Here is an 18806-nt window from a genome sequence, read left to right on the forward strand (position 1 = left end):
AGAAGACGTCTTTAACCCGCGATCGGAATACCCGCTGAGAGCTGCTCGCGAATATAGATATCCAGCAGACGGCGGCTGATCGGGCCAACTTCACCATTGCCGATTGTGTCGCCATCCATCTTGACCACGGACGTGACGAAGCTCGTTGCAGATGTCACGAAAGCCTCAGAAGCGGCTTTGGCTTCTTCCGGGGTGAAAGCGCGCTCTTCCACCTTGAGATCCGCCTTCCTTGCGAGATGAAGAATGGAGCCGCGGGTGATGCCGTGCAGCAGCGCGTTCGACAGATCGCGTGTGACCAGAACGCCCTCTTGCGTGACGATGTGGAAATTCGCAGAGCTTGCTTCGGTGATATGGCCGTTTTCGACAAACAGAACGTCGTCGTAACCTTGGCGATTGGCTTCCGTCTTGCGAAGCGATGAGTAAAGAAGCTGGACGGTCTTGATCTGCCGGTCCGACCAGCGGCCCTCGGGCACCGTCTTGACGGAAAGACCGGTCTTCCACTTCGGATTGTCCAGCACCTTCTTGGTCTGGGTGAACATCACGAAGGTCGGCTCCATGGCTTCAGGAAAGACGAAGTCGCGATCCTGAACGCCGCGGGAAACCTGCAAGTAAATCAGGCCGTCCTCGATGCCGTTGCGTCTTGCGATCTCCTTGTGCAGGTCCAGCAATTCGGCTTCCGCCACCGGCTTGGCGATGCCGAGCGCATCGAGCGATCGTTTCAGACGGGCGAGGTGGCCGGGATAATCGACGAGCTTGCCGTGAATAATCGCCGTCACTTCATAGATCGCGTCGGCAAAAAGGAAGCCACGATCGAAGACCGAAACTTTCGCGTCGCCTTCCGCAACCCATGCGCCATTGAGATAAACCGTTCTGTCCATGATCCTGCCTATGCTTGCCCTATGCCTACCAGCTGTCCTCCCTGTCTGGCATTGCGGGCATCAGTATGCAAGGCTGGCGGTTCAGAACCGGAGGCTTCGAGCCAGTGCGTATAGCAGTCTGAAACGAGATCAGACCGAGGTGAGTGCCGGACGCGCCAGACCAAGATGATCGCGCAGGGTCGAGCCTGTATAGTCGGTTCGGAACAGCCCGCGCTCCTGCAGAATGGGCACAACCAGTTGCGTGAAGTCTTCCAGGCCCTCCGGGAAGAAGGGCGGCATGACGTTAAAGCCGTCGGCGGCGCGGGTTTCGAACCATTCCTGCATCCGGTCCGCGACATCGACCGGCGTGCCGAGCACGATATGGTGCCCGCGTCCGGCAGCCACCCGAAGGGCCAGCTGGCGGATCGTCAGGTTCTCGCGTCGGGCAAGTGCGGTCAAAAGCTCGGCCCGACTGCGCAACTGATCGGAAATGGGCAGATCCGGCAAGGGACCGTCTGGATCGTAGTCTGCGAGGCTGTGACCGATACGCTCTTCGAGCAGCGGCATGGCGCTTTTCAGCTCCGTCCACTGGTCGAGCTCTGCCAGTTTTTCCGCCGCTTCTTTCGACGTGCGCCCAATCACCGGCAGGAAGCCCGGCATGATAGCAACGGCATCAGCAGGACGGCCGAATTTCTCGACGCGTGATTTCAGGCTCTTGTAGAACCCTTGCGCTTCCGCAAGGCTTTGCTGCGCGGTAAACACGACATCGGCGGTACGGGCCGCAAGATCCTGGCCCGGACCGGAGGAGCCGGCCTGGATCAGGATAGGGTGGCCCTGGGGCGAGCGCGGAATGTTGAGTGGGCCTTTAACCGAGTAATATTGACCCTGGTGGTCCAGCATATGTACCTTGTTCGGATCGGCATAGATGCCGCTCTGCTTGTCCTTGATGAAGGCGTCATCATCCCAGCTGTCCCAGAGACCGCGAACCACATCGACGAACTCTTCCGCCACCGCATAGCGCTCGTCATGCGCGGGATGCGACTTCGAGAAGTTGTTGGCCGTGCGGGCATAGGAGGTCGTGACGATATTCCATGCGGCGCGACCGTGGCTGAGATGATCGATCGAGGAGAAGGCTCGGGCTGTATGGTAGGGTTCCCCGTAGGTGGTGGAGGATGTTGCGGCAAGACCGATCTTGTCGGTAACGAGTGCAAGTGCTGCAAGCAGCGTCAGAGGTTCGAAACGGGCGATCGTGGACGGATGGGCATCGACGCCGCTGGTCAAGCCGTCCGCTAGGAATACCATGTCGAACTTCGCCTGCTCGGCGGCTTGCGTGACGCGGCGAAGCAGGTCGAAATTCTCGCTTCCGGCTTCCGCTTTTGGGTGCCGCCAGCCGGAGACGTGATGGCCTGCGCCCTGGAGAAACAGGCCGAGGTGGATTTGTCGCTTGGCAGTCATGGCATACGTCTTTCGTCAGAGGGAGGTCTGGTTGAGCAGGGACAGAAGGCAGGCGAGATCGGCCTCGCTTTCCATGCTGCGAACGAGTTCGGGAATATCGGCGAAAGCCGAGCGCCCTGAAGTCGCATTCTTGAATTTTTGTTCGGGGTCGGTGAGGCTTGGCAAGCCGTCGAAACGACGGTGGATGTTAGTGCCATCCTTGAGCGCGACATCCAGAAGGACGAAGCGTGTGCTGGGATCGCTCGACATGCGCGGAGCGGCATTGTCATGGCGGCGGCTGGCTTTGAGTGCAAGCGCCATAATGCGATCTTCGACCGATCTTTCGTCGAAATGATCAAGTCTCAGCGCCCCATCCAGCAGGGCGGCAGCAAACACATATTCCGGACTGAAACGGGCTTCGATACCGTTTTCCGGCTTTGTGACCACAAGAGCCGCGTCCGCGCCTGGCGGATAGGTGAACGTAACAGCTTCCACCTGATCCGCAGCCAGACCTTCGTGCTGAAGCTCGATGCCGAGGGATGCGACCGGATGACTTGCCGTGCAGCAGGGATAGGCTTTCAGCGTCAGGCCGGGCGATGCTATCTGCCACGGAGCGCCCCAGTTTTCGGTCGCCAGTTCCGGCCGAGAGGCACCGAAGCCGTAAGCGGAGTAGAAACCGGTTGGGTTGTCGAGAAAATCGGGCGCGCCGCTGAAGCCAGCCGCCGCCAGCCGGGCAGCAAGCAGGCCGGAGCGCGCCGCCATTCCGGCATGGTAGGGCTTGGCATCGAAGCCGAATTGCAGGCGCAGGCCGGAGGCCTGGGTTGCGGCAAGCCCAAGCGCGATCGCGGTCTTTTCGGAGGCAGCGCCGGTGAGATGGCTGATGGCAGCGGCAACGCCGATCGGGCCAAGCGTAGCGGTTGCGTGGAAGCCATTTTCGTAGTGCCTGGAACCGAGAGACAATCCGAGCCGCGCCATTGCTTCCAGCCCGACGATGTAGGACGCAACTAGGGCTTCTGCCCTTACGCCCTCATCGGCGACGAATGCCAGGAGAGCTGGTAGAATGACGGTGGTCGGATGGCCGCGCACGCTGGAATGAACATCGTCATAATCCAGTACGTGGCCCGCGTAACCATTGATGACCGCAGCCGTGAGAGGGTTCGTCTTTGCGGCTCTGCCGATGAGGATCGCGTTGCCTGGAAGATCGACGCCCACTGCCTTGGCGAGGATATCCGTTGTACGGTCATTGGCGCCGGCGATGGCACATGCCAGAAAATCGATAATCGCTATCCGCGCGGCTTCCATGGCCGCACTATCCTGGCGGGGATCGGCGTTGCTGATTGCCGTGGCAAAGGCTTCGGTGACAATGGCCTTGGACATGGTCAGATCCCTTCGCCATCGCGAACGGAGCGCCCGCCGGAAAGACCGCCGACAAATTGGCGGATGCGGGGATTTTGCGACTCGTGGAAGATGTGCTTCGGCGAACCGTGCTCCACCACCCGGCCATTTTCAGTGAAGATGACTGTATCGCTGATTTCTTCGGCGAAACGCATCTCATGCGTGACCAGAATGCTGGTCATCCCATCGCGGATCAGGTCGCGGATGACCCAGAGAACTTCGCCGACCGTTTCCGGATCGAGCGCCGATGTTACCTCGTCGAAGAGCACAAGCTCCGGCTTCATCGCCAAAGCCCTGGCAATCGCCACACGCTGCTGCTGGCCGCCCGACAACTGGCCTGGATAGGCGTCGGCCTTTTCCGAAAGTCGCACCTTTTCCAGCAACTCGCGTGCAAGCTTGACGGTCGCTCCGCGGTCCGCGCCTAAGATGCGGGTCGGTGCCAGCACAATGTTGTCGAGCACGGTCAGATGCGGGAAGAGATTGTACTGCTGGAAGACGATGCCGACGCGCTTGCGTAGCGCGATGCGTTCGCTTTCCTTTGTCAGCTCATCCACGCGCGTGCCAGCCACGGTGATGCGGCCCTTCTGCGGCGTGACGAGCGCGTTGATGCAGCGAAGAAGCGTCGACTTTCCCGAGCCCGAGGGGCCGATGATCGAGACGGCATCGCCCTTGTTGACGGTGAGATCGATGCCCTTCAGAACCTCGGTCTGTCCGAAGGCGAGATGAACGTCCTCCAGTTTTACGATCGCGGTGTCGGTGGATGTGGTCATGATCGAAATCCTTCAACCCGCATTGAAGCGCTGCTCGAGGCGGCGCGTCAGTCGAGAAAGCGGGTAGCAAAGCGTGAAAAAGGCGGCCATGACCACGACATAGGCGATGACGGTGAAGTCCAGCCGGCGCACGGCGGTGCTGGCATCGGTCGCGGCGTGCATGAGTTCGTGAACACCGACGAGCGACGCAAGTGATGTCCCCATGGCAATCGAAGAGGCGACATTCATCCAGGGCGGCAGAGACCGTCTGATGCATTGTGGCAGGATGACGAAGCGCAGCGCCTGTAACCTTGAGAAGCCGAGCCCCTTGGTTGCCTCCCACTGCGTTGTCGGAATGGAAAGCACTGCCCCGCGCGTAATCTCGGCAATGTAGGCGCTAGCCAGGATGCCGAGGCCGATCACCGCCTTGATCCAATCTGGAAAGGGCAGGTAGTGGCCGAAGGCGACGATCTCGAAGGGAAAGATGTAGGTGGTAGCGAAGATCAGCACGAGTGCCGGCGCATTGCGGAAAATCTGCACATAGATCGCCGCCGGCCAGCGGATGAGCCAAAGCGGCGCCAGTTGCATGAGGCCAAGAAGCACACCCGCCACGGTCCCCAGCGTCACAGCAGAGAACGTGATGACGATGTTCATCCAGAAGCCGGAAGCGAGATAGGGCACCCACTTCACCAACTCGGCACCAAGTGTGGGATCGAGCAGCGACCAGATGACCACCAGAAGCGGCATGGCAACAAAGCCGATATAGCGCAGAATGCCGCCGCTGGACCCTGTTTGTTGTAAGGTGACTATACTCATAGCCCATACCCCGGAACTGCCAGCTTGCGTTCTACCCATGTGCCGAGGCGGGCGATGAGGAAGTTTATCAGGCTGAAGAAGGCGAGCAGCACGATCATCAGTTCGACGACATTGTCGCGCTGCGTCCAGACCATGATGGAGGCGTAGGTGATTTCGCTGACCGCGATCGCGTTGCCGACAGTCGTCGATTTGACGAGGCTGATCAGCCCATTGACGATCGCTGGCAGCGAGGAGCGGAGTGCAAGCGGGATCTGCACATAGCGGAGAATTTCGAACTGGCTGAAACCCATGCCTCGCGCGGCTTCGATCATCGATGCGGGAACCGCCTCGATGCCGCCTCGGATCGCTTCCGCATGCAGGGCTGCGACATGCAGTCCCACCACGGCAACCACCCAGAAAAATGGTGACAGCGGATTGTTGACCGCACCCCCGACCATGTTGGACACGACGGTGTTGAGCACGAGGAAGCTGAACATCAACTGCACCAGCGTCGGCGTGTTGCGGGTAAGCTCCACGAAGGCGCGCACAGGCGTCGACAGCCAGGACCTGCCAGACGTCAGGCAAGCCGCAAAGATGACACCGAAGCACAGGCTGACCGGAATAGTGACGGCTACGAGATAGAGGGTCGTCAGAAAGCCGTCGCGCCAGATCTGCGCTTCATAGCCGGTCAGGAGAAATTCGTAATTGAGACCCAGCCTGCCCGTCAGATCGACGAACAGGCTGGTCGGATTCATGTCTTGCATGGAGCGCTACCGCTGCCTTCCGCTTACTGCGCGGCAGAAAGCTTGGTCTTTTCTTCCTCGAGATACTTGGTATTCAGCAGGCGGTTCGCTTTGGCCATTTCAAGCAGCTTGCCGGACGCGTGAAGCTTTTTGACGCTGTTGTCGAGCGCTGCCTGCGTGTCGCTTTCGCCCTTGCGCAGCCAGATAACGGAGTCGGAAGGGATGAGCTCGGTTGGGAAGGGGATGGCGTAATCCTTCCATTCATCGGCGCGGTCCACGAGAAGAAGGCCGACGGTTGCGCCCACATGCACGGCTGCAACGCAGTTGCCGCCCTGAAGTGCCAGAAGCGATTCTGGCTGGCTTGGCAGGCCCTTGACGATTGCGCCGTATTCTTCCGCCAATGGCTGTGCATAGTTGGATCCCTGCGAAATGCAAACCGGCTTGCCTTTCAAATCGGCCCAGTCCTTCAGTCCGCTATCCTTACGCACCACCGCCGCGCCGCCAGCGCGATCATAAGGGGTCGGAACGTAGTCAAGAATCTTCGCGCGATCTTCCGTGTACTGCATATTGGCGATCAGGATATCGACCTTGCCCTGCTGCAGGAACTGAACGCGGTTCGGCGGTGTCACCGTCACGGTCTCAAGTTCGACGCCGAGATCGGCCGCCAGGGCCTTGGCGAGATCGACATTGTACCCCTTCTGCTCCTGCGACGCCGGATCGATGTAACCAAATGGCGCGCCGGACAAGATGACGCCGACAGTCAGCTTGCCGCGGCCCTTGATGCGATCAAGCGTGGCATCCGCGGAAGCCTCAGTCGCTGCCAGTGTCGCAAGTGAGATGGAAAGGGCGAAGACAGCTTTGGTGAAGGCTTTGACGAACATGGGAGGCTCCTATTTCGCCGCGAAACATAATCGAACGGCCAAGGCCTCACGAGGAACGCCATTCTTCATTTTAGCAAGAATGCAGAAAAGCGTTCTTTCTTCGAGCGGCGCCTTTCGCAACGCTGCCCCCAATCAAGCGGCTGCCGTCAGATACTCAGCAGTTCGCGAAGGCTTTCCACGATCAGGGCGTGATCCTCTATATCGGGGAGTCCACTGACGGCAACGGACCCGACGAGCGTACCGCCCTGCAGGATCAGCGGAAAACCGCCGCCGCTTGCCACATAATCAGTCACGGGCAAGCCAAATTTCGCATTGAAGTCATAGCCCTTGGCCTCAGCTTCGAGCCGCACGCGAAGAGAGCTGCGGTGGAAGCGGTGCACGACAGCGCATTTGCGACGGGTCCAGCCGAAATTATCGATGGTCGCTCCAGGCAAAAGCGTTGCAAACACCACGTCGTTTCCGTGCCTGACCTCGACGGCCACAGGGTGTTTTCTCTCCGCCGCCTTCTGCCGGATCAGGCTTCCGAGCGTCCAGGCAAAGTCGTAGTGAAATGTTGGAACCTGCAGGGCCGCTTCTTCGGCCTTCACGCTCTCGATCGTCGGCTTGCTATTGTGCATCATCACGTCCTCGGGTCGACGCTTTCGCGCTCAAGATGGGGGATTGAATAGGAGGAGCAACCGCATCAGACAAGCCTTTTCGGCGACGGTTGTGCTGGAGGACTGTCCTGAGAATTCCCGTGAGTGCGGGACGAGGAGGAGCACATATATTTCCAAGCGCTCCACGTCATGCAAAAGGCGCGACCTTCTACCGCAAATATCGAAAGTGAGGCCGCTTTTGCAATATCATCAGCTGCCCCAAATACTTATGGGAACAAAACAATTTATTCGGAAGTTGTAACATATATAATTAATGCGTGGTGCCACCATGAACACACAGTCTCCATCTTATTCCACCGTCCCCCTTTCGTCAGATGACCTGGAAGAGGTCAACCGTTTCCTCAACGCCTGGTGCGAAGAAAACGGTGTCGACAAGACTGATGGAAGAGCACAGGAAGTTGCCTCGGCGCTTATCGAATGGTATGCGACCAGCCCGAGCTATCGGCACAAATCCAAACTGGAGCACGCGCCGCACCTGCCAGAATCGGACAAGATTTCGGCTCTACTCAACCAGTTGAAGTGAGACGGGCCTTTCGAGATACGTTCTGTGCATAGGATAGCGCGTGGCGAGAGATGGAAACACCGCCACCGGTGAGACGGTCGTCATAGCTTTTCTGTCGCATAAAGTTTGTCGTAGTCCGCAAAAAATGAACGGGCCACGTCGTCGAAGCAAAAGGCGGCCCCTAGAGGCCGCCCCCGCTTTATCAAAAGATCAGTCGCGATGCTCTGGCATCTCCTTGAGCTGATCCTTCGTCCAGGAGGTCACGGCATGCACATCGCCGTCCTCGTCACGCATGAAGTCCAGATCCGAGATGGAAACCGCAACTGGCTTCGCGCCGATCCCGAGAAAGCCACCCACATCGATAATCACGCTGCTGCTCTCGCCGATACCATGGACGTGGTCAACCTTTCCGACCTTGTGATCGTCTGCTCCGTAGACCGTGGCTCCTGCGAGCACGGAGGGTCTCAGTTCATCAACGGTGAGGCGGATGTGATTGCTATGATCCATGATGTTTCTCCTGTTGTTGGCACCAGGATAACTCGTGGATTCCGCTCCTGTTCCGAGGAAATTTGTGTGAGCGGGTGTATCACGAAATCAACGTGCACCGCTCTGTCTCAACTAAAACGCGGCGCTCGTAGCTTCACACGCTCATGCGCGGCGACGATACCTGCGGTCGGCAATCTAAGGATCCAGCCCAGCGCAGCGGGCTGTGTTGCGAATATGCATTTCCATCTCCGCTTTCGCCAAGTTTCCGTCGTTGAGACGTAGAGCCTCAATGACGCGGCGATGCTCGGCAATTGATTTGCGCATCCTGGCTGGATCCGTAATGGGAATGGGTTGCCGCTGGGTCTCCGTGATAAGTTCACGGACAGTCTGGTACAACGCCTGCAACATCACATTCGAGCACGCGGATACGATCGTCGAATGAAACTGCAGGTCGGCTTCGACATTGGAGATGACATCCTGCTTCTCCCAGGAACGCTCCATCGTCTCGGTGGCCTGCTCCATTTCGTCCAGTTGGCGCTGAGTCAAGCGACCGGCGGCCAGTTTCGCGATCTCGCCTTCGAGAAGTGCGCGTGTTTGGAACACATCGAAAGCGGAATAGCTTTGCGAGTACCGCCACGGCGCCATATTGGCAGCGGGTCCCGCAGAGCGCTCTGCTGGAGCGGTGACGAAGGTTCCGCGTCCTGCTTCCGTCTTTACCATGCCAAGTGTCTCAAGGGTCAGCAAGGCTTCGCGCAGCGACGCGCGACTGACGCCGAACTTTTCCGATAGCTCGCGCTGGGACTGGATTTTTTCGCCGGGCTTGAGCACGCCGCTCTGAATCATAGTCTGGATTTCGCGCGCCACTGTTTGTGGCAAAAGCGTTTTGTTCAGCATCCTGCGCGCATCCCTCTTTTTCTTAATCAACGTCTATTTTCAACACAACAGCTTGCCAAGACCGAAAGTCCATGCTTGTTTGGTCTAACTGGTCCGACCAGTTAGACCACAATGTGTGATCGTGTATCAAATAACAAGGGGAACACTGATGAAACGCATGACAGCGAGATTTTTAACCGCTTCATTGGCTGCCGGTATCGCTCTTATGAGCATGCAAGCAGCGCGCGCCGCTGATTTGACTGTGGGCGCAAACATCGGCAACGTGCCGTGGGAATTCCAGGACGCCTCCGGCAAAGTCGTCGGGTTCGAAGTCGACCTCGTCAACGAGGTCGCAAAGCGCCTCGGCAAGTCGGTCGAGTTTGTAAACACTCCATTCAATGGACTGTTCTCGGCGGTTCAGTCGGGGCGCATCAATATGGCGATCTCTTCGATTACCATTACGCCAAAGCGTCTTGAATCGGTATCCTTCGCGCAGCCATATTACGACAGCGACCAGTCGCTCACGGTGACAGCAAAGTCCGGAATCACCGGCTTGAAAGATATGAATGACAAAGTGGTCGGTGTTGACACTGGCTCGACCGGCGACATGTGGGCTGAGAAGAATAAGGCCGAATACAAGTTCTCCGACATCCGGCGGTTCGAAGGACTTTCTCCCGCTATGCTCGATCTTGTTGCCGGCCGCATCGATGGCTACATCAGCGACATTCCAGCTCTCTTGTACTATGTGAAGGACAAGCCAGAACTGAAGGTGGTCGCCCGCATCGAGACCGGCGAGAAATACTCCGTTATGTTCAACAAGGGCGACCCGCTTGCAGAGCAGGTGAATGGCGTCATCACCGAGATGAAGAAGGACGGTTATCTCGCCAAGCTTCATCAGACTTGGTTTGGAGCGCCTGCGGAAGAGAAAACATCGACCGTGACGGTCATGGACATGCCAAAACTTTAACAGCACCACAGCCGCCAGCGGGTCTTAGATCCGCTGGCTTGAGGGAGCCTTTTCGGCATGAATCTCATCAACACATTCTTCAATTACGATGTCCTGCTTCAAAGCCTTCCGCAACTGATGTGGGGACTGGTCGTCACGCTTCAGATTGGCATCGTCAGCATCGTCGCCGGTCTCGTTGGTGGCCTTGTGCTTGCGGTTACTCGGCTTTACGCGCCACGGGCAATCGTGCTGCTCATCCGTGTCTATGTGGACGTCTTCCGATCCATTCCCTTGCTCGTTCTTCTCATCGTCATTTATTACGCGTTGCCATTCGTCGGGATTAGGCTCTCGCCGTTCTTTTCGGCGGTCACAGCGCTCTCGCTTGTTTCGGCGGCCTATACGGCAGAGATTTTCCGTGCAGGCATCGACGCCATACCGGTCGGCCAGTTCGAGGCTTCGGCGGCTCTCGGTCTATCCAACCGGCACACAATGGCGGACATTATTCTCCCTCAAGCCATTCGGATCGTTATTCCGCCACTGACCAACAATTCCATCAATGTCCTTAAGGATACGGCCCTGGCGTCGGTGGTCGCCATGCCTGATCTGTTAAAGCAGGCGACGCAAGCGCAGGCCCTGAGCGCCAATCCCACGCCCTTGATTGGTGCGGCTCTGATCTATGTCCTGCTGCTCTGGCCCATGGTGGCTGTCGTTTCCCGACTCGAAGTGCGGTTTGGTGCAGGGAGACGTAGATGACTGATCAATCCAAGAATTTGATCCGCGTCGAAAGGCTATTCAAGGCTTATGGTACATATACCGTGCTACACGGTATTGACCTGAATATCACCGAAGGTGAGGTCGTTTGCATTATCGGTCCATCTGGGTCCGGCAAGTCGACCTTGATCCGATGCATCAATCACCTGGAGGCTTTCTCGCCTGAGAGCTCCATCACCGTCGATGGCGTCAAGGTGCGTCCCGGCAAGGATCTTGCCAAAGTTCGTGCCGAAGTCGGCATGGTATTTCAGTCCTTCAATCTTTTTCCACATATGACGGTGCTTAAAAACGTCATGCTGGCGCCGATGCGTGTGCGCAGGCTTGGCGAAGCGCAGGCGGCTGCGAAGGCGAAAGACCTGTTGGCCCGTGTCGGCATTTCCGAACAGGCGGAGAAGTATCCTGGGCAGCTATCCGGCGGGCAGCAGCAGCGCGTGGCGATTGCGCGTGCTCTCGCCATGGAGCCGAAGGTTCTTCTATTCGACGAGCCGACATCGGCTCTCGATCCGGAAATGGTGGGGGAAGTGCTGGATGTCATGCGGCGTCTGGCCGGGACCGGTGTCACCATGATCGTCGTGACGCACGAAATGGGCTTCGCCAAGCAGGTGGCCGACCGCGTCATCTTCATGGATGGCGGGAAGCTGGTCGAGATGGGTACCCCTCAGCAGATATTCGACAATCCCCAGGAAGAAAGAACGCGCAGTTTCCTGCGCGCGGTACTCAACCATTGAATTATGTCTGTGGAGGACACACCATGAACGATAAGCCATCGCTCGATCTGGAATTCGTGCGAAGCCAATTTCCCGGTCTGGAACGAGGCTGGACGTTTTTTGACAACGCTGGCGGTTCGCAGATCCTGCAGGGTGCGATCGACCGTATCAACAGCTTCCTGATCGAACGCAATGTCCAGATCGGCGGCTCTTATGAGGTGTCGCAAAAGGCGGCGGAGGCCCTCTACGAAGCGCGCACCGCCGCCATGCACCTTGTCAACGCGACGCGGCCTGAAGAGATCGTCTTTGGAAATTCGACAACTGCGCTTCTGCAAAACCTGGCGCGCGCCATGGAAAGCCAGCTTGAGCCCGGCGACGAAATTATCGTGACCGTGAGTGACCATGAATCCAATATCGGTCCCTGGGATCGACTGCAGTCGGCGGGCGTGATCATAAAGTTCTGGCCGCTCAACAAGAACACTTTGAGCCTTGATCTGGCAGATCTTCAGCCCTTGATGTCGAAGCGCACGCGGCTAGTCTGCATGACGCATGTCTCCAACATTCTTGGGTCGATCAACCCAGTACGCGAGATTGCCGACTTCGTTCATGCGCAAGGCGCCCGGCTATGCGTGGACGCGGTGGCTTACGCCCCCCACCGTCTCGTTGACGTTCGGGCTTTCGATGCGGATTACTACGTCTTCAGCCTCTACAAGACCTACGGGCCTCATTACGCGCTCATGTATGGGAAATATGATTATCTCCTCGAGCTCGATACGCTTTACCACTACTTTTACGGCAAGGACAAAGTTCCGGGAAAGCTCGAGCCTGGCAATCCCAATTATGAGCTTGCCTATTCCACCTGTGGCATCGTCGACTACCTGACGAAACTTGGAGAACACGCCGGGGAAAAAAGCAGTGTTCGTAATCGGATCGCAACAGCGTTCAAGGCAATCACCGCCCAGGAGGACGCACTGACCGAAAGGCTGTTGTCGTACTTGCGATCGCGAAACGACTGCCAGATCGTCGGGCAGAGCCATAATGGAGACAGTTCCCGCGTTCCCACGATTGCTTTCCGCTTCGATGGCCGCGACGCAGCTGAGATATGCCGCGCGATGGATGAGCATCATATCGCAATGCGGTTCGGAGATTTCCACTCGCGCCGTTTGGCCGAATATCTTGGCCTCACCGACCAAAGTGGCATGCTGAGAGTGTCCATGGTGCATTATAATACCTTGGAAGAAGTCGATCGCTTCACGCAGGCTCTCGACAAAATTCTTTCCGGCGAAACGGGTTTTGCGAAAGCAAGCTGAGAAAAGGACGGCGTCGATGCGCTTCGATACAATCATCCGTAACGGAACCGTGGCGACCGCTAGCGATACCTTTGTCTGCGACATCGGTATCCTTGATGGAAAAATCGCGACCCTTTCAAGCGGGCTTAACGATGCAGCGGAGATCATCGACGCCGCGGGCCTTTTCGTGTTGCCGGGCGGGATAGACAGCCATGTTCACCTTGACCAGCCGTCCGGCGAAGGCATCGTCATGGCGGACGATTTTGAAAGTGGAACACGGTCGGCAGCCATGGGCGGCAATAGCATGGTGCTGACCTTCTGCATGCAGGAGAAGGGGCAGACATTGCGCGAGGCCCTCAAGGCCTACCACGCCAAGGCTGAGGACAAATGTTATACCGACGTTGCTTTCCATCTCGTCATCACTGATCCGACCCCCGAGGTTTTGGGGCAGGAACTGCCGGCGCTGGTGGAAGCTGGCTATACGTCGCTGAAGGTCTTCATGACCTATGAGGGGCTTCGGCTGCGCGATGATCAGATACTGGATACGCTCGATGCGGCGCGCCGTACCGGAGCGCTCGTCATGGTCCATTGCGAGAATGAAGATGCGATCCGCTATCTGATTGGACGCCACGAAGACGAAGGAAAGCTTGCTCCCAAATATCATGCGACGACGCGGCCGATTGCGGCCGAGCGTGAGGCAACCCATCGGGCATTGTCGCTTGCGGAGATCGTGGATGTCCCAATCGTGATCGTTCACGTGTCCAATCGCGAGGCGATGGAGGAAATTCGCAGAGCCCGCATGCGCGGCCAGAAAATCGCCGGTGAAACCTGTCCGCAATATCTGATGCTGACAGCTGCTGATCTCGATCAGGATGCGCTGGAAGGCGCAAAATACGTCTGTTCTCCCCCACCACGTGACCAGCAAAGCCAGGATGCATGCTGGGAAGGTTTGGAGCAGAATGTCTTCGATCTCTTCTCGTCCGATCACTGCCCATTTCGCTATGAAGACGCCGAGGGGAAGCTGAACGAAAAGGGAAAGCGGCATTTCCGCTGGATACCAAATGGCATCCCAGGCGTTGCCACGCGATTACCGATCCTGTTTTCCGAAGGTGTGATGAAGGGGCGTGTATCGCTCAACCAGTTCGTTGCCCAGACATCGACCAACCACGCCAAGCTCTACGGGCTCTATCCGCAGAAGGGCACAATCGCAGTTGGCTCCGATGCCGATCTCGCTCTATGGGACCCGGAAAAGCGAGTGACAATTGTCAATGATCTCTTGGCGCACGGTTCGGATTATACGCCTTACGAAGGTCTTGAGGTGCAGGGATGGCCCATCCGCGTGCTGCTGCGCGGCAAGTCGATCGTCGAAGAAGCCGCTCTCAGCCCTGCGCCGACCGGGGGCAGATATATTCCTCGCACGACCTCGTGCCTCGTAAAGAAATGATACTTTTTGGGAATGAGCGGAGCGGTCATCCCATAGCGGACATCGGGGGACCGCTCACCGGAAAGGGATTCAGCTTGCGTCTTTTCACGCGCATCGAGCCAAGCTATTTCGGCGGCGAAGGTTCACTTCCCAGCGTGAGCAAGGTGTCTTGCTCGAGTGTCATGTCAAATTGGATTGAAATTTAAGCGCCAAACACTGCTTTGATCGTATCGTCGTGATGGCTTCCCCGCTTGGTCATCAATGTCACATTTCGCAGAGACGGGACGCGGAAAGTTTCGGTTACATCAGGTATTCAGGCTGGTAACAGGTACATTCAGTCTCAGGCATCGAGCGGAAAGGACCGACAAGTGGACTTCATGAAACTGCTGAAGTCGCTCGAAGAACTTCTCTACGAGCTCGTGGCATGGCTGGTGTTTTATCCTCTCACTATGTGGAGATCGGTGATCACGCCTCTCAGGATGATGCGGTATGCGGACATCGAGCTCTCCGACAGGCTCGACGACCAGTACGACGACACCCTTAGCCCGCCCTTGTTTCTCTTGATCACCCTGCTTCTTTCCCAAGGGCTCTCCAATGCTCTGCCGTCGGTGTACGATACCACGCAGGCAGCGCGCGAACTTGGGTCTGGGTCTAACCTCCTGATTGCGCGCGGAGTGATCTTCGGAATTTACCCGCTTTGTATGGCGGTAACGTTGCTGCGATCGAAGGCATCAAAAATCACTCGCAATTCGCTGCGTCCGCCGTTCTTCAGCCAATGCTATGTCGCTGCGCCTTTCGCCTTTTTCCTTGTGCTGGGGTTTGATTTCATCAGCATGCCTGAAGAGCATGGGGTGCTGGTGGGTTCGTTTACCGTGGCTTTTGCAATGATCTGGTATGCTCAGGCACAGGTTCGATGGTTCATGCACGACCTTAGGATCGGAGTACAAAGAGCGACCGCCATATTCCTCGCGGCATTTCTGTTTGCCACTCTGGCGGCGCTTCTCGTGGCTTTGGTGATTACCTTTGATGCAAGAAGCATAGCTACCTCGGTTTGATCACCGAAGGCGTACTTTCCTGACACGGCGACTTTGCAAAGATTCGTGCATTGGACTGCTGCAATTCCATGATGCGTGCTGAGCTAGTATTGGCGCGGCGGTGACCGCCGATCGCCGATCGCCCGGAAAATAAAGTCGCAGACGATGAGTTTCATCATTCCAGCGGGCTGCACAGCTGAAAGTCCGCAACACGTCGTTCACCCACCAGCACGTTAAGCTTGATAGCAACAGTTTGAATTTCTGTCGGTCAGAACGGTGAAGGCTCAATGAAAGACGGCTGCCTGGTGGCATCGCCCATCGGCATTTTGGACGCGGGCACTCCAACAGAAAATATTGCCGCGGCGGGCCATGAGGTTGTTGCCCTTGCCTGCCAACTAAAATGCCAGCGCGCGATTTCGCGTGGGCATCACCTGTGGGCTACAGTTCTGGGCATCAGGTCGCCAATGATGCCAAAACGATATCCGGCACGACTAGAAAATCAAGGAATTAAGGGGATTTAGCGAGAATTGGCTGGAGAACCTGGATTCTCACGTGATTTCAATGACTTAATTCAAGATCCTTGAAATTCCCTCTGTTTTCCAATCGCGAGCGACCGTGGATGCCACCTTTTTGCCCTGGCTTTGGGCCTCAGTCAACAGGGCGCTAAAGCGGCAATTATTTCCGGATCGATGCGCTGAACTTTACGCGCAAAAGGGTGGGATATCACGCAGCGCACCGAAGTTGTGCGTGTGGCGGCACGGCGCCCATCGCATGAGACCAATCCGGGTTCTGGTCTCATCAGTCCAAATTTTGGACCGACGAAGGATCGCCTCACAACAAAATCGTCAGATGAGCCAAACTCAGCGGAGAAGCTTCTGCTGCCTCAAGACTTCTCGAGGCGCCGGAGACCGCCAGATCGTCTGGAACGATTCCACCACATTTGTGGCAGTTACCGCAACGCCGGGCAGGGCTACCCAGGCTGGCGTAAGGCGACTGAGGAGAGCGGTTACCGTTGTCGAGGCGGCCGTCTGCCCCTGCCGGAATGGCTGCTGGGCGGCAATTGTTACAATTGGCCCGCCGCCCGAGAGGCTGATGGCCGCCTCCTTGCCGAGGTCGACTGTGGCGATCGGAACAGACAGGCCAGCGGAGACGAGAGCCGCGGCCGCCGCGATGGCCGGCGTATCCCAGACCACGAACAGCCCTTTTAGGTCCGGAAGCTTTTTTGCTAACGCCGAAGCCGTCGCGCCCGCCTCCGTGAGGGAAGGGAATCGGGCGACATGCAGGTGGTGGCGCGGTCGGTTGATACGCATCCATTTCACAAAGGCGATCTCGCGCTCGTTGGTCGCGAAGAAATCCGATTCGTAGCCGAGCACACCAACCTCGGCTTCCTCGCCGAGATGGGGCGCGAGACCTTCTGCTGCCATCTTGCCGAGACCGAAGTTGTCTGCTGAAATCAGCGATACGTAATCCTTGCCCGGCAGTAGACCAGTCGGGACATTATCAAGCAGCACGAGCTTGATTCCGGCGGCGGAAACGCGCGCATGGGCCGCGGCGACCTTGGCATTGGCGACCGGGAGCGAAATGATGGCGTCCGGTGCTTCGCGGATCAGACGGTCCAGCGCCTCGATCTGCACCTCGGGCGTGAAACCGCAGTCGACGACATCGATAACTGCCACACCGCAGTCGCCGAGCGTTCCGACGATACCGGCCAGTTGCTGCTTGGCCCAGTCGCTCGCCAGCGTATGCAGGACGATGGCAATGCGTAAGCCCGCAGCCCGTGCCCGTGCCTTGTCCTCAGGAAGAAGCAAGACCCGCTCTGGTGCGGATGCGCGTTCGCCATGGGGACCAAGTCCTTCAATCACCATCGACACGCCTCAAGTTTTGGGCGGCGGCATGACCGCTGCAACGGCTGCGGTCTGCGCCTCTAACCGGCCGCGAAGGGCCTCGAATTGTGGATGCGCTTGCGGGCGCCCTGCCATAATCCAGTCGCGGAGTACGGCTGGCGAGAACAGGCTTTCCGTCGCCACGATAGCAGCCCCGACGAGGCCGGAGGAACTGCCCATCTGTGAGCGGATGATCTGTAGGTCGCGACTGACCAGCGGGTGGGATGCGCCATAGATGGCCTCGCGAGCGGCTGCCAGCAGGATATCGTTGCTCTGAGCGATCGACCCGGAGAGCACGATCAGTTCCGGGTTCAGCATGTTTGCAAGCGTCGCCACGACCTGGCCGATCATACGCCCGCTTTGCGAGAGGATATCGATGGCCGCCGCGTCGCCCATATGCGCCGCCTGCGCCACTTCGACCGCCGTGATCTCGCCGCCGCGCCGGGCATGCTCGGCGAGGATCGGGCTCAAGCCCTTCTCCGCCTGTATCCGGCCGTCACGAATTATCGCCTCCGAGCCGGCCATGGTCTCCAGCGTACCGTGCCTCTCACCCGAACTCACCGGCACGGAGCCGATCAAGCCGACCGCGCCTTGTGCGCCCCGGAACAGCGCACCGTCACTGACCAGCCCGGCGCCGATACGTTTACCGATCTTGACGAACAGCATCGCCCGGTGGCCGACGCCAGCGCCGGAGTGAAATTCACCCATGGTCATGGTCTCGACGCTGGACCGCAGCCAGACGGGAACGTCGAATCCCTCGACCAGTTTCTCGACCAGCGGAAAGCTCTCCCATCCCGGCAGCACCGGGGGTGTGCCAGTCTGAAAAAAGCTTTCGCCAGCGTCGGTCACGACGCCAGGCACCGAGATGGAAATGCCCCATAGCTCGCCGGCGTCCGGCTGCATATCGAGGATCCAGCGAAACAGCATGGTGAGCCGGTCAAGCAGCGTAGAGACAGGTTGCGTCAGGTCCGCTGCCTCGTGATGTTCCATCCTCAGATGGCCGCCGAGATCGGCAAGGCCGACGCCAAGCGCAGTTTGGTCGAGGGTGGCGACGAGGATGCTGCCGCGATTTGCGGAAAACCGCACGAGCCGCGGCGCCCGACCGCCTGTAGCCGTCCCAAGCTCGCTCTCATCAACGAGCCGGAGTTCGGCGAGCGTCCCCAGGCGATCTGCCACCACGGCGCGGCCGAGTTCGCTTTCACGCTCCAGTTCCTGACGGGTCGTAGCCTTTTCCGTGCGCACCAGGTTGAGAATTTCCACAAGGCTGGGCGCAGCCGTTTCCGCCGTGCGCGGACGCCCCTTTCGTCGCGGGTGCATATCGGCGTCCATCTTCGCCGTAGCAGGCATATCTATTCCTTTCACCCGAACCAAGCGGATAAGCC

Annotated in this window: 19 protein-coding genes; 7 read left to right on the forward strand and 12 right to left on the reverse strand. The window is 58.1% G+C overall.

What is annotated here, in order from left to right; genetic code table 11:
* Positions 1-11 precede the first annotated feature (11 nt).
* The 8 genes from ACTJKV_RS13760 to ACTJKV_RS13795 all read right to left on the reverse strand — a co-directional run bounded on the left by ACTJKV_RS13760 (position 12) and on the right by ACTJKV_RS13795 (position 7471).
* Positions 12-878, reverse strand: coding sequence for a D-amino-acid transaminase (locus ACTJKV_RS13760; protein ID WP_112520683.1), 867 nt, complete (start codon positions 876-878; stop codon positions 12-14).
* A 129-nt stretch (positions 879-1007) separates the two neighbouring features.
* The gene (locus ACTJKV_RS13765; protein ID WP_113261459.1) at positions 1008-2312 is read right to left on the reverse strand and encodes an LLM class flavin-dependent oxidoreductase; all 1305 of its coding nucleotides are present in this window, start codon (positions 2310-2312) and stop codon (positions 1008-1010) included.
* Between the two features lie 15 nt (positions 2313-2327).
* Positions 2328-3668 (reverse strand): MmgE/PrpD family protein, encoded by a 1341-nt coding sequence (locus ACTJKV_RS13770; RefSeq protein WP_113261460.1) that lies wholly within the window; start codon positions 3666-3668, stop codon positions 2328-2330.
* A 2-nt stretch (positions 3669-3670) separates the two neighbouring features.
* Positions 3671-4456 (reverse strand): amino acid ABC transporter ATP-binding protein, encoded by a 786-nt coding sequence (locus ACTJKV_RS13775; RefSeq protein ID WP_113226644.1) that lies wholly within the window; start codon positions 4454-4456, stop codon positions 3671-3673.
* 12 nt (positions 4457-4468) lie between these two features.
* Complete coding sequence (locus tag ACTJKV_RS13780; protein ID WP_313554904.1) at positions 4469-5182, reverse strand: amino acid ABC transporter permease; 714 nt, start codon at positions 5180-5182, stop codon at positions 4469-4471.
* 65 nt (positions 5183-5247) lie between these two features.
* A complete protein-coding gene (locus tag ACTJKV_RS13785; protein WP_112953227.1) occupies positions 5248-5994 on the reverse strand; it encodes an amino acid ABC transporter permease in 747 nt (248 codons plus the stop codon).
* A gap of 23 nt (positions 5995-6017) precedes the next feature.
* Positions 6018-6854 (reverse strand): transporter substrate-binding domain-containing protein, encoded by an 837-nt coding sequence (locus ACTJKV_RS13790; RefSeq protein WP_062600269.1) that lies wholly within the window; start codon positions 6852-6854, stop codon positions 6018-6020.
* A 146-nt stretch (positions 6855-7000) separates the two neighbouring features.
* The gene (locus tag ACTJKV_RS13795; protein ID WP_440598880.1) at positions 7001-7471 is read right to left on the reverse strand and encodes a heme-degrading domain-containing protein; all 471 of its coding nucleotides are present in this window, start codon (positions 7469-7471) and stop codon (positions 7001-7003) included.
* A 307-nt stretch (positions 7472-7778) separates the two neighbouring features.
* Between ACTJKV_RS13795 and ACTJKV_RS13800 the strand changes: the two genes are divergently transcribed.
* Positions 7779-8033, forward strand: coding sequence for a hypothetical protein (locus ACTJKV_RS13800; protein ID WP_130978135.1), 255 nt, complete (start codon positions 7779-7781; stop codon positions 8031-8033).
* Positions 8034-8222: 189 nt separating this feature from the next.
* Here ACTJKV_RS13800 and ACTJKV_RS13805 read toward each other — a convergent pair whose 3' ends face one another.
* On the reverse strand, positions 8223-8519 hold the full coding sequence (locus ACTJKV_RS13805; protein ID WP_062423755.1) for a PRC-barrel domain-containing protein: 297 nt from the start codon (positions 8517-8519) through the stop codon (positions 8223-8225).
* A 174-nt stretch (positions 8520-8693) separates the two neighbouring features.
* Positions 8694-9392, reverse strand: coding sequence for a FadR/GntR family transcriptional regulator (locus ACTJKV_RS13810; RefSeq protein WP_113180097.1), 699 nt, complete (start codon positions 9390-9392; stop codon positions 8694-8696).
* Between the two features lie 157 nt (positions 9393-9549).
* Here ACTJKV_RS13810 and ACTJKV_RS13815 point away from each other — a divergent pair, with 157 nt between their 5' ends.
* The 6 genes from ACTJKV_RS13815 (at position 9550) to ACTJKV_RS13840 (ending at position 15562) form a co-directional block, all read left to right on the forward strand.
* Positions 9550-10338 carry a transporter substrate-binding domain-containing protein gene (locus ACTJKV_RS13815; protein WP_111847523.1) on the forward strand — a complete coding sequence of 263 codons (789 nt, stop codon included), beginning with the start codon at positions 9550-9552 and terminating at the stop codon, positions 10336-10338.
* 57 nt (positions 10339-10395) lie between these two features.
* Positions 10396-11070: an amino acid ABC transporter permease gene (locus ACTJKV_RS13820; protein ID WP_113179956.1), complete on the forward strand. Its 675-nt coding sequence runs from the start codon at positions 10396-10398 to the stop codon at positions 11068-11070.
* Entirely contained in the window at positions 11067-11816 is a 750-nt protein-coding gene (locus tag ACTJKV_RS13825; protein ID WP_062600265.1) for an amino acid ABC transporter ATP-binding protein, read from the forward strand. Before ACTJKV_RS13820 ends, ACTJKV_RS13825 begins: the two co-directional genes overlap by 4 nt.
* 23 nt (positions 11817-11839) lie before the next feature.
* Entirely contained in the window at positions 11840-13105 is a 1266-nt protein-coding gene (locus ACTJKV_RS13830) for a cysteine desulfurase-like protein (RefSeq protein WP_274101651.1), read from the forward strand.
* 16 nt (positions 13106-13121) lie between these two features.
* Positions 13122-14528: a dihydropyrimidinase gene (hydA, locus tag ACTJKV_RS13835; protein WP_440598881.1), complete on the forward strand. Its 1407-nt coding sequence runs from the start codon at positions 13122-13124 to the stop codon at positions 14526-14528.
* Positions 14529-14884: 356 nt separating this feature from the next.
* Positions 14885-15562 carry a hypothetical protein gene (locus ACTJKV_RS13840; protein ID WP_207773771.1) on the forward strand — a complete coding sequence of 226 codons (678 nt, stop codon included), beginning with the start codon at positions 14885-14887 and terminating at the stop codon, positions 15560-15562.
* An 839-nt stretch (positions 15563-16401) separates the two neighbouring features.
* Here ACTJKV_RS13840 and ACTJKV_RS13845 read toward each other — a convergent pair.
* Entirely contained in the window at positions 16402-17406 is a 1005-nt protein-coding gene (locus ACTJKV_RS13845; protein ID WP_153310798.1) for a substrate-binding domain-containing protein, read from the reverse strand.
* 9 nt (positions 17407-17415) lie between these two features.
* Positions 17416-18771: an ROK family protein gene (locus tag ACTJKV_RS13850; RefSeq protein WP_153310797.1), complete on the reverse strand. Its 1356-nt coding sequence runs from the start codon at positions 18769-18771 to the stop codon at positions 17416-17418.
* Between the last annotated feature and the right edge of the window lie 35 nt (positions 18772-18806).

This window comes from Agrobacterium sp. 22117, from assembly GCF_052045735.1.
Lineage (GTDB): Bacteria > Pseudomonadota > Alphaproteobacteria > Rhizobiales > Rhizobiaceae > Agrobacterium > Agrobacterium cavarae.

Coding starts and splice junctions, on each gene's coding strand:
- ACTJKV_RS13815 (WP_111847523.1), top strand. CDS start 9,550: ATGACAGCGAGATTTTTAACCGCTTCATTGGCTGCCGGTATCGCTCTT.
- ACTJKV_RS13800 (WP_130978135.1), top strand. CDS start 7,779: ATGAACACACAGTCTCCATCTTATTCCACCGTCCCCCTTTCGTCAGAT.
- ACTJKV_RS13780 (WP_313554904.1), bottom strand. CDS start 5,182: ATGCCGCTTCTGGTGGTCATCTGGTCGCTGCTCGATCCCACACTTGGT.
- ACTJKV_RS13775 (WP_113226644.1), bottom strand. CDS start 4,456: ATGACCACATCCACCGACACCGCGATCGTAAAACTGGAGGACGTTCAT.
- ACTJKV_RS13825 (WP_062600265.1), top strand. CDS start 11,067: ATGACTGATCAATCCAAGAATTTGATCCGCGTCGAAAGGCTATTCAAG.
- ACTJKV_RS13760 (WP_112520683.1), bottom strand. CDS start 878: ATGGACAGAACGGTTTATCTCAATGGCGCATGGGTTGCGGAAGGCGAC.
- ACTJKV_RS13805 (WP_062423755.1), bottom strand. CDS start 8,519: ATGGATCATAGCAATCACATCCGCCTCACCGTTGATGAACTGAGACCC.
- ACTJKV_RS13840 (WP_207773771.1), top strand. CDS start 14,885: ATGAAACTGCTGAAGTCGCTCGAAGAACTTCTCTACGAGCTCGTGGCA.
- ACTJKV_RS13850 (WP_153310797.1), bottom strand. CDS start 18,771: ATGCCTGCTACGGCGAAGATGGACGCCGATATGCACCCGCGACGAAAG.
- ACTJKV_RS13830 (WP_274101651.1), top strand. CDS start 11,840: ATGAACGATAAGCCATCGCTCGATCTGGAATTCGTGCGAAGCCAATTT.
- ACTJKV_RS13770 (WP_113261460.1), bottom strand. CDS start 3,668: ATGTCCAAGGCCATTGTCACCGAAGCCTTTGCCACGGCAATCAGCAAC.
- hydA (WP_440598881.1), top strand. CDS start 13,122: ATGCGCTTCGATACAATCATCCGTAACGGAACCGTGGCGACCGCTAGC.
- ACTJKV_RS13765 (WP_113261459.1), bottom strand. CDS start 2,312: ATGACTGCCAAGCGACAAATCCACCTCGGCCTGTTTCTCCAGGGCGCA.
- ACTJKV_RS13795 (WP_440598880.1), bottom strand. CDS start 7,471: ATGCACAATAGCAAGCCGACGATCGAGAGCGTGAAGGCCGAAGAAGCG.
- ACTJKV_RS13810 (WP_113180097.1), bottom strand. CDS start 9,392: ATGCTGAACAAAACGCTTTTGCCACAAACAGTGGCGCGCGAAATCCAG.
- ACTJKV_RS13820 (WP_113179956.1), top strand. CDS start 10,396: ATGAATCTCATCAACACATTCTTCAATTACGATGTCCTGCTTCAAAGC.
- ACTJKV_RS13845 (WP_153310798.1), bottom strand. CDS start 17,406: ATGGTGATTGAAGGACTTGGTCCCCATGGCGAACGCGCATCCGCACCA.
- ACTJKV_RS13785 (WP_112953227.1), bottom strand. CDS start 5,994: ATGCAAGACATGAATCCGACCAGCCTGTTCGTCGATCTGACGGGCAGG.
- ACTJKV_RS13790 (WP_062600269.1), bottom strand. CDS start 6,854: ATGTTCGTCAAAGCCTTCACCAAAGCTGTCTTCGCCCTTTCCATCTCA.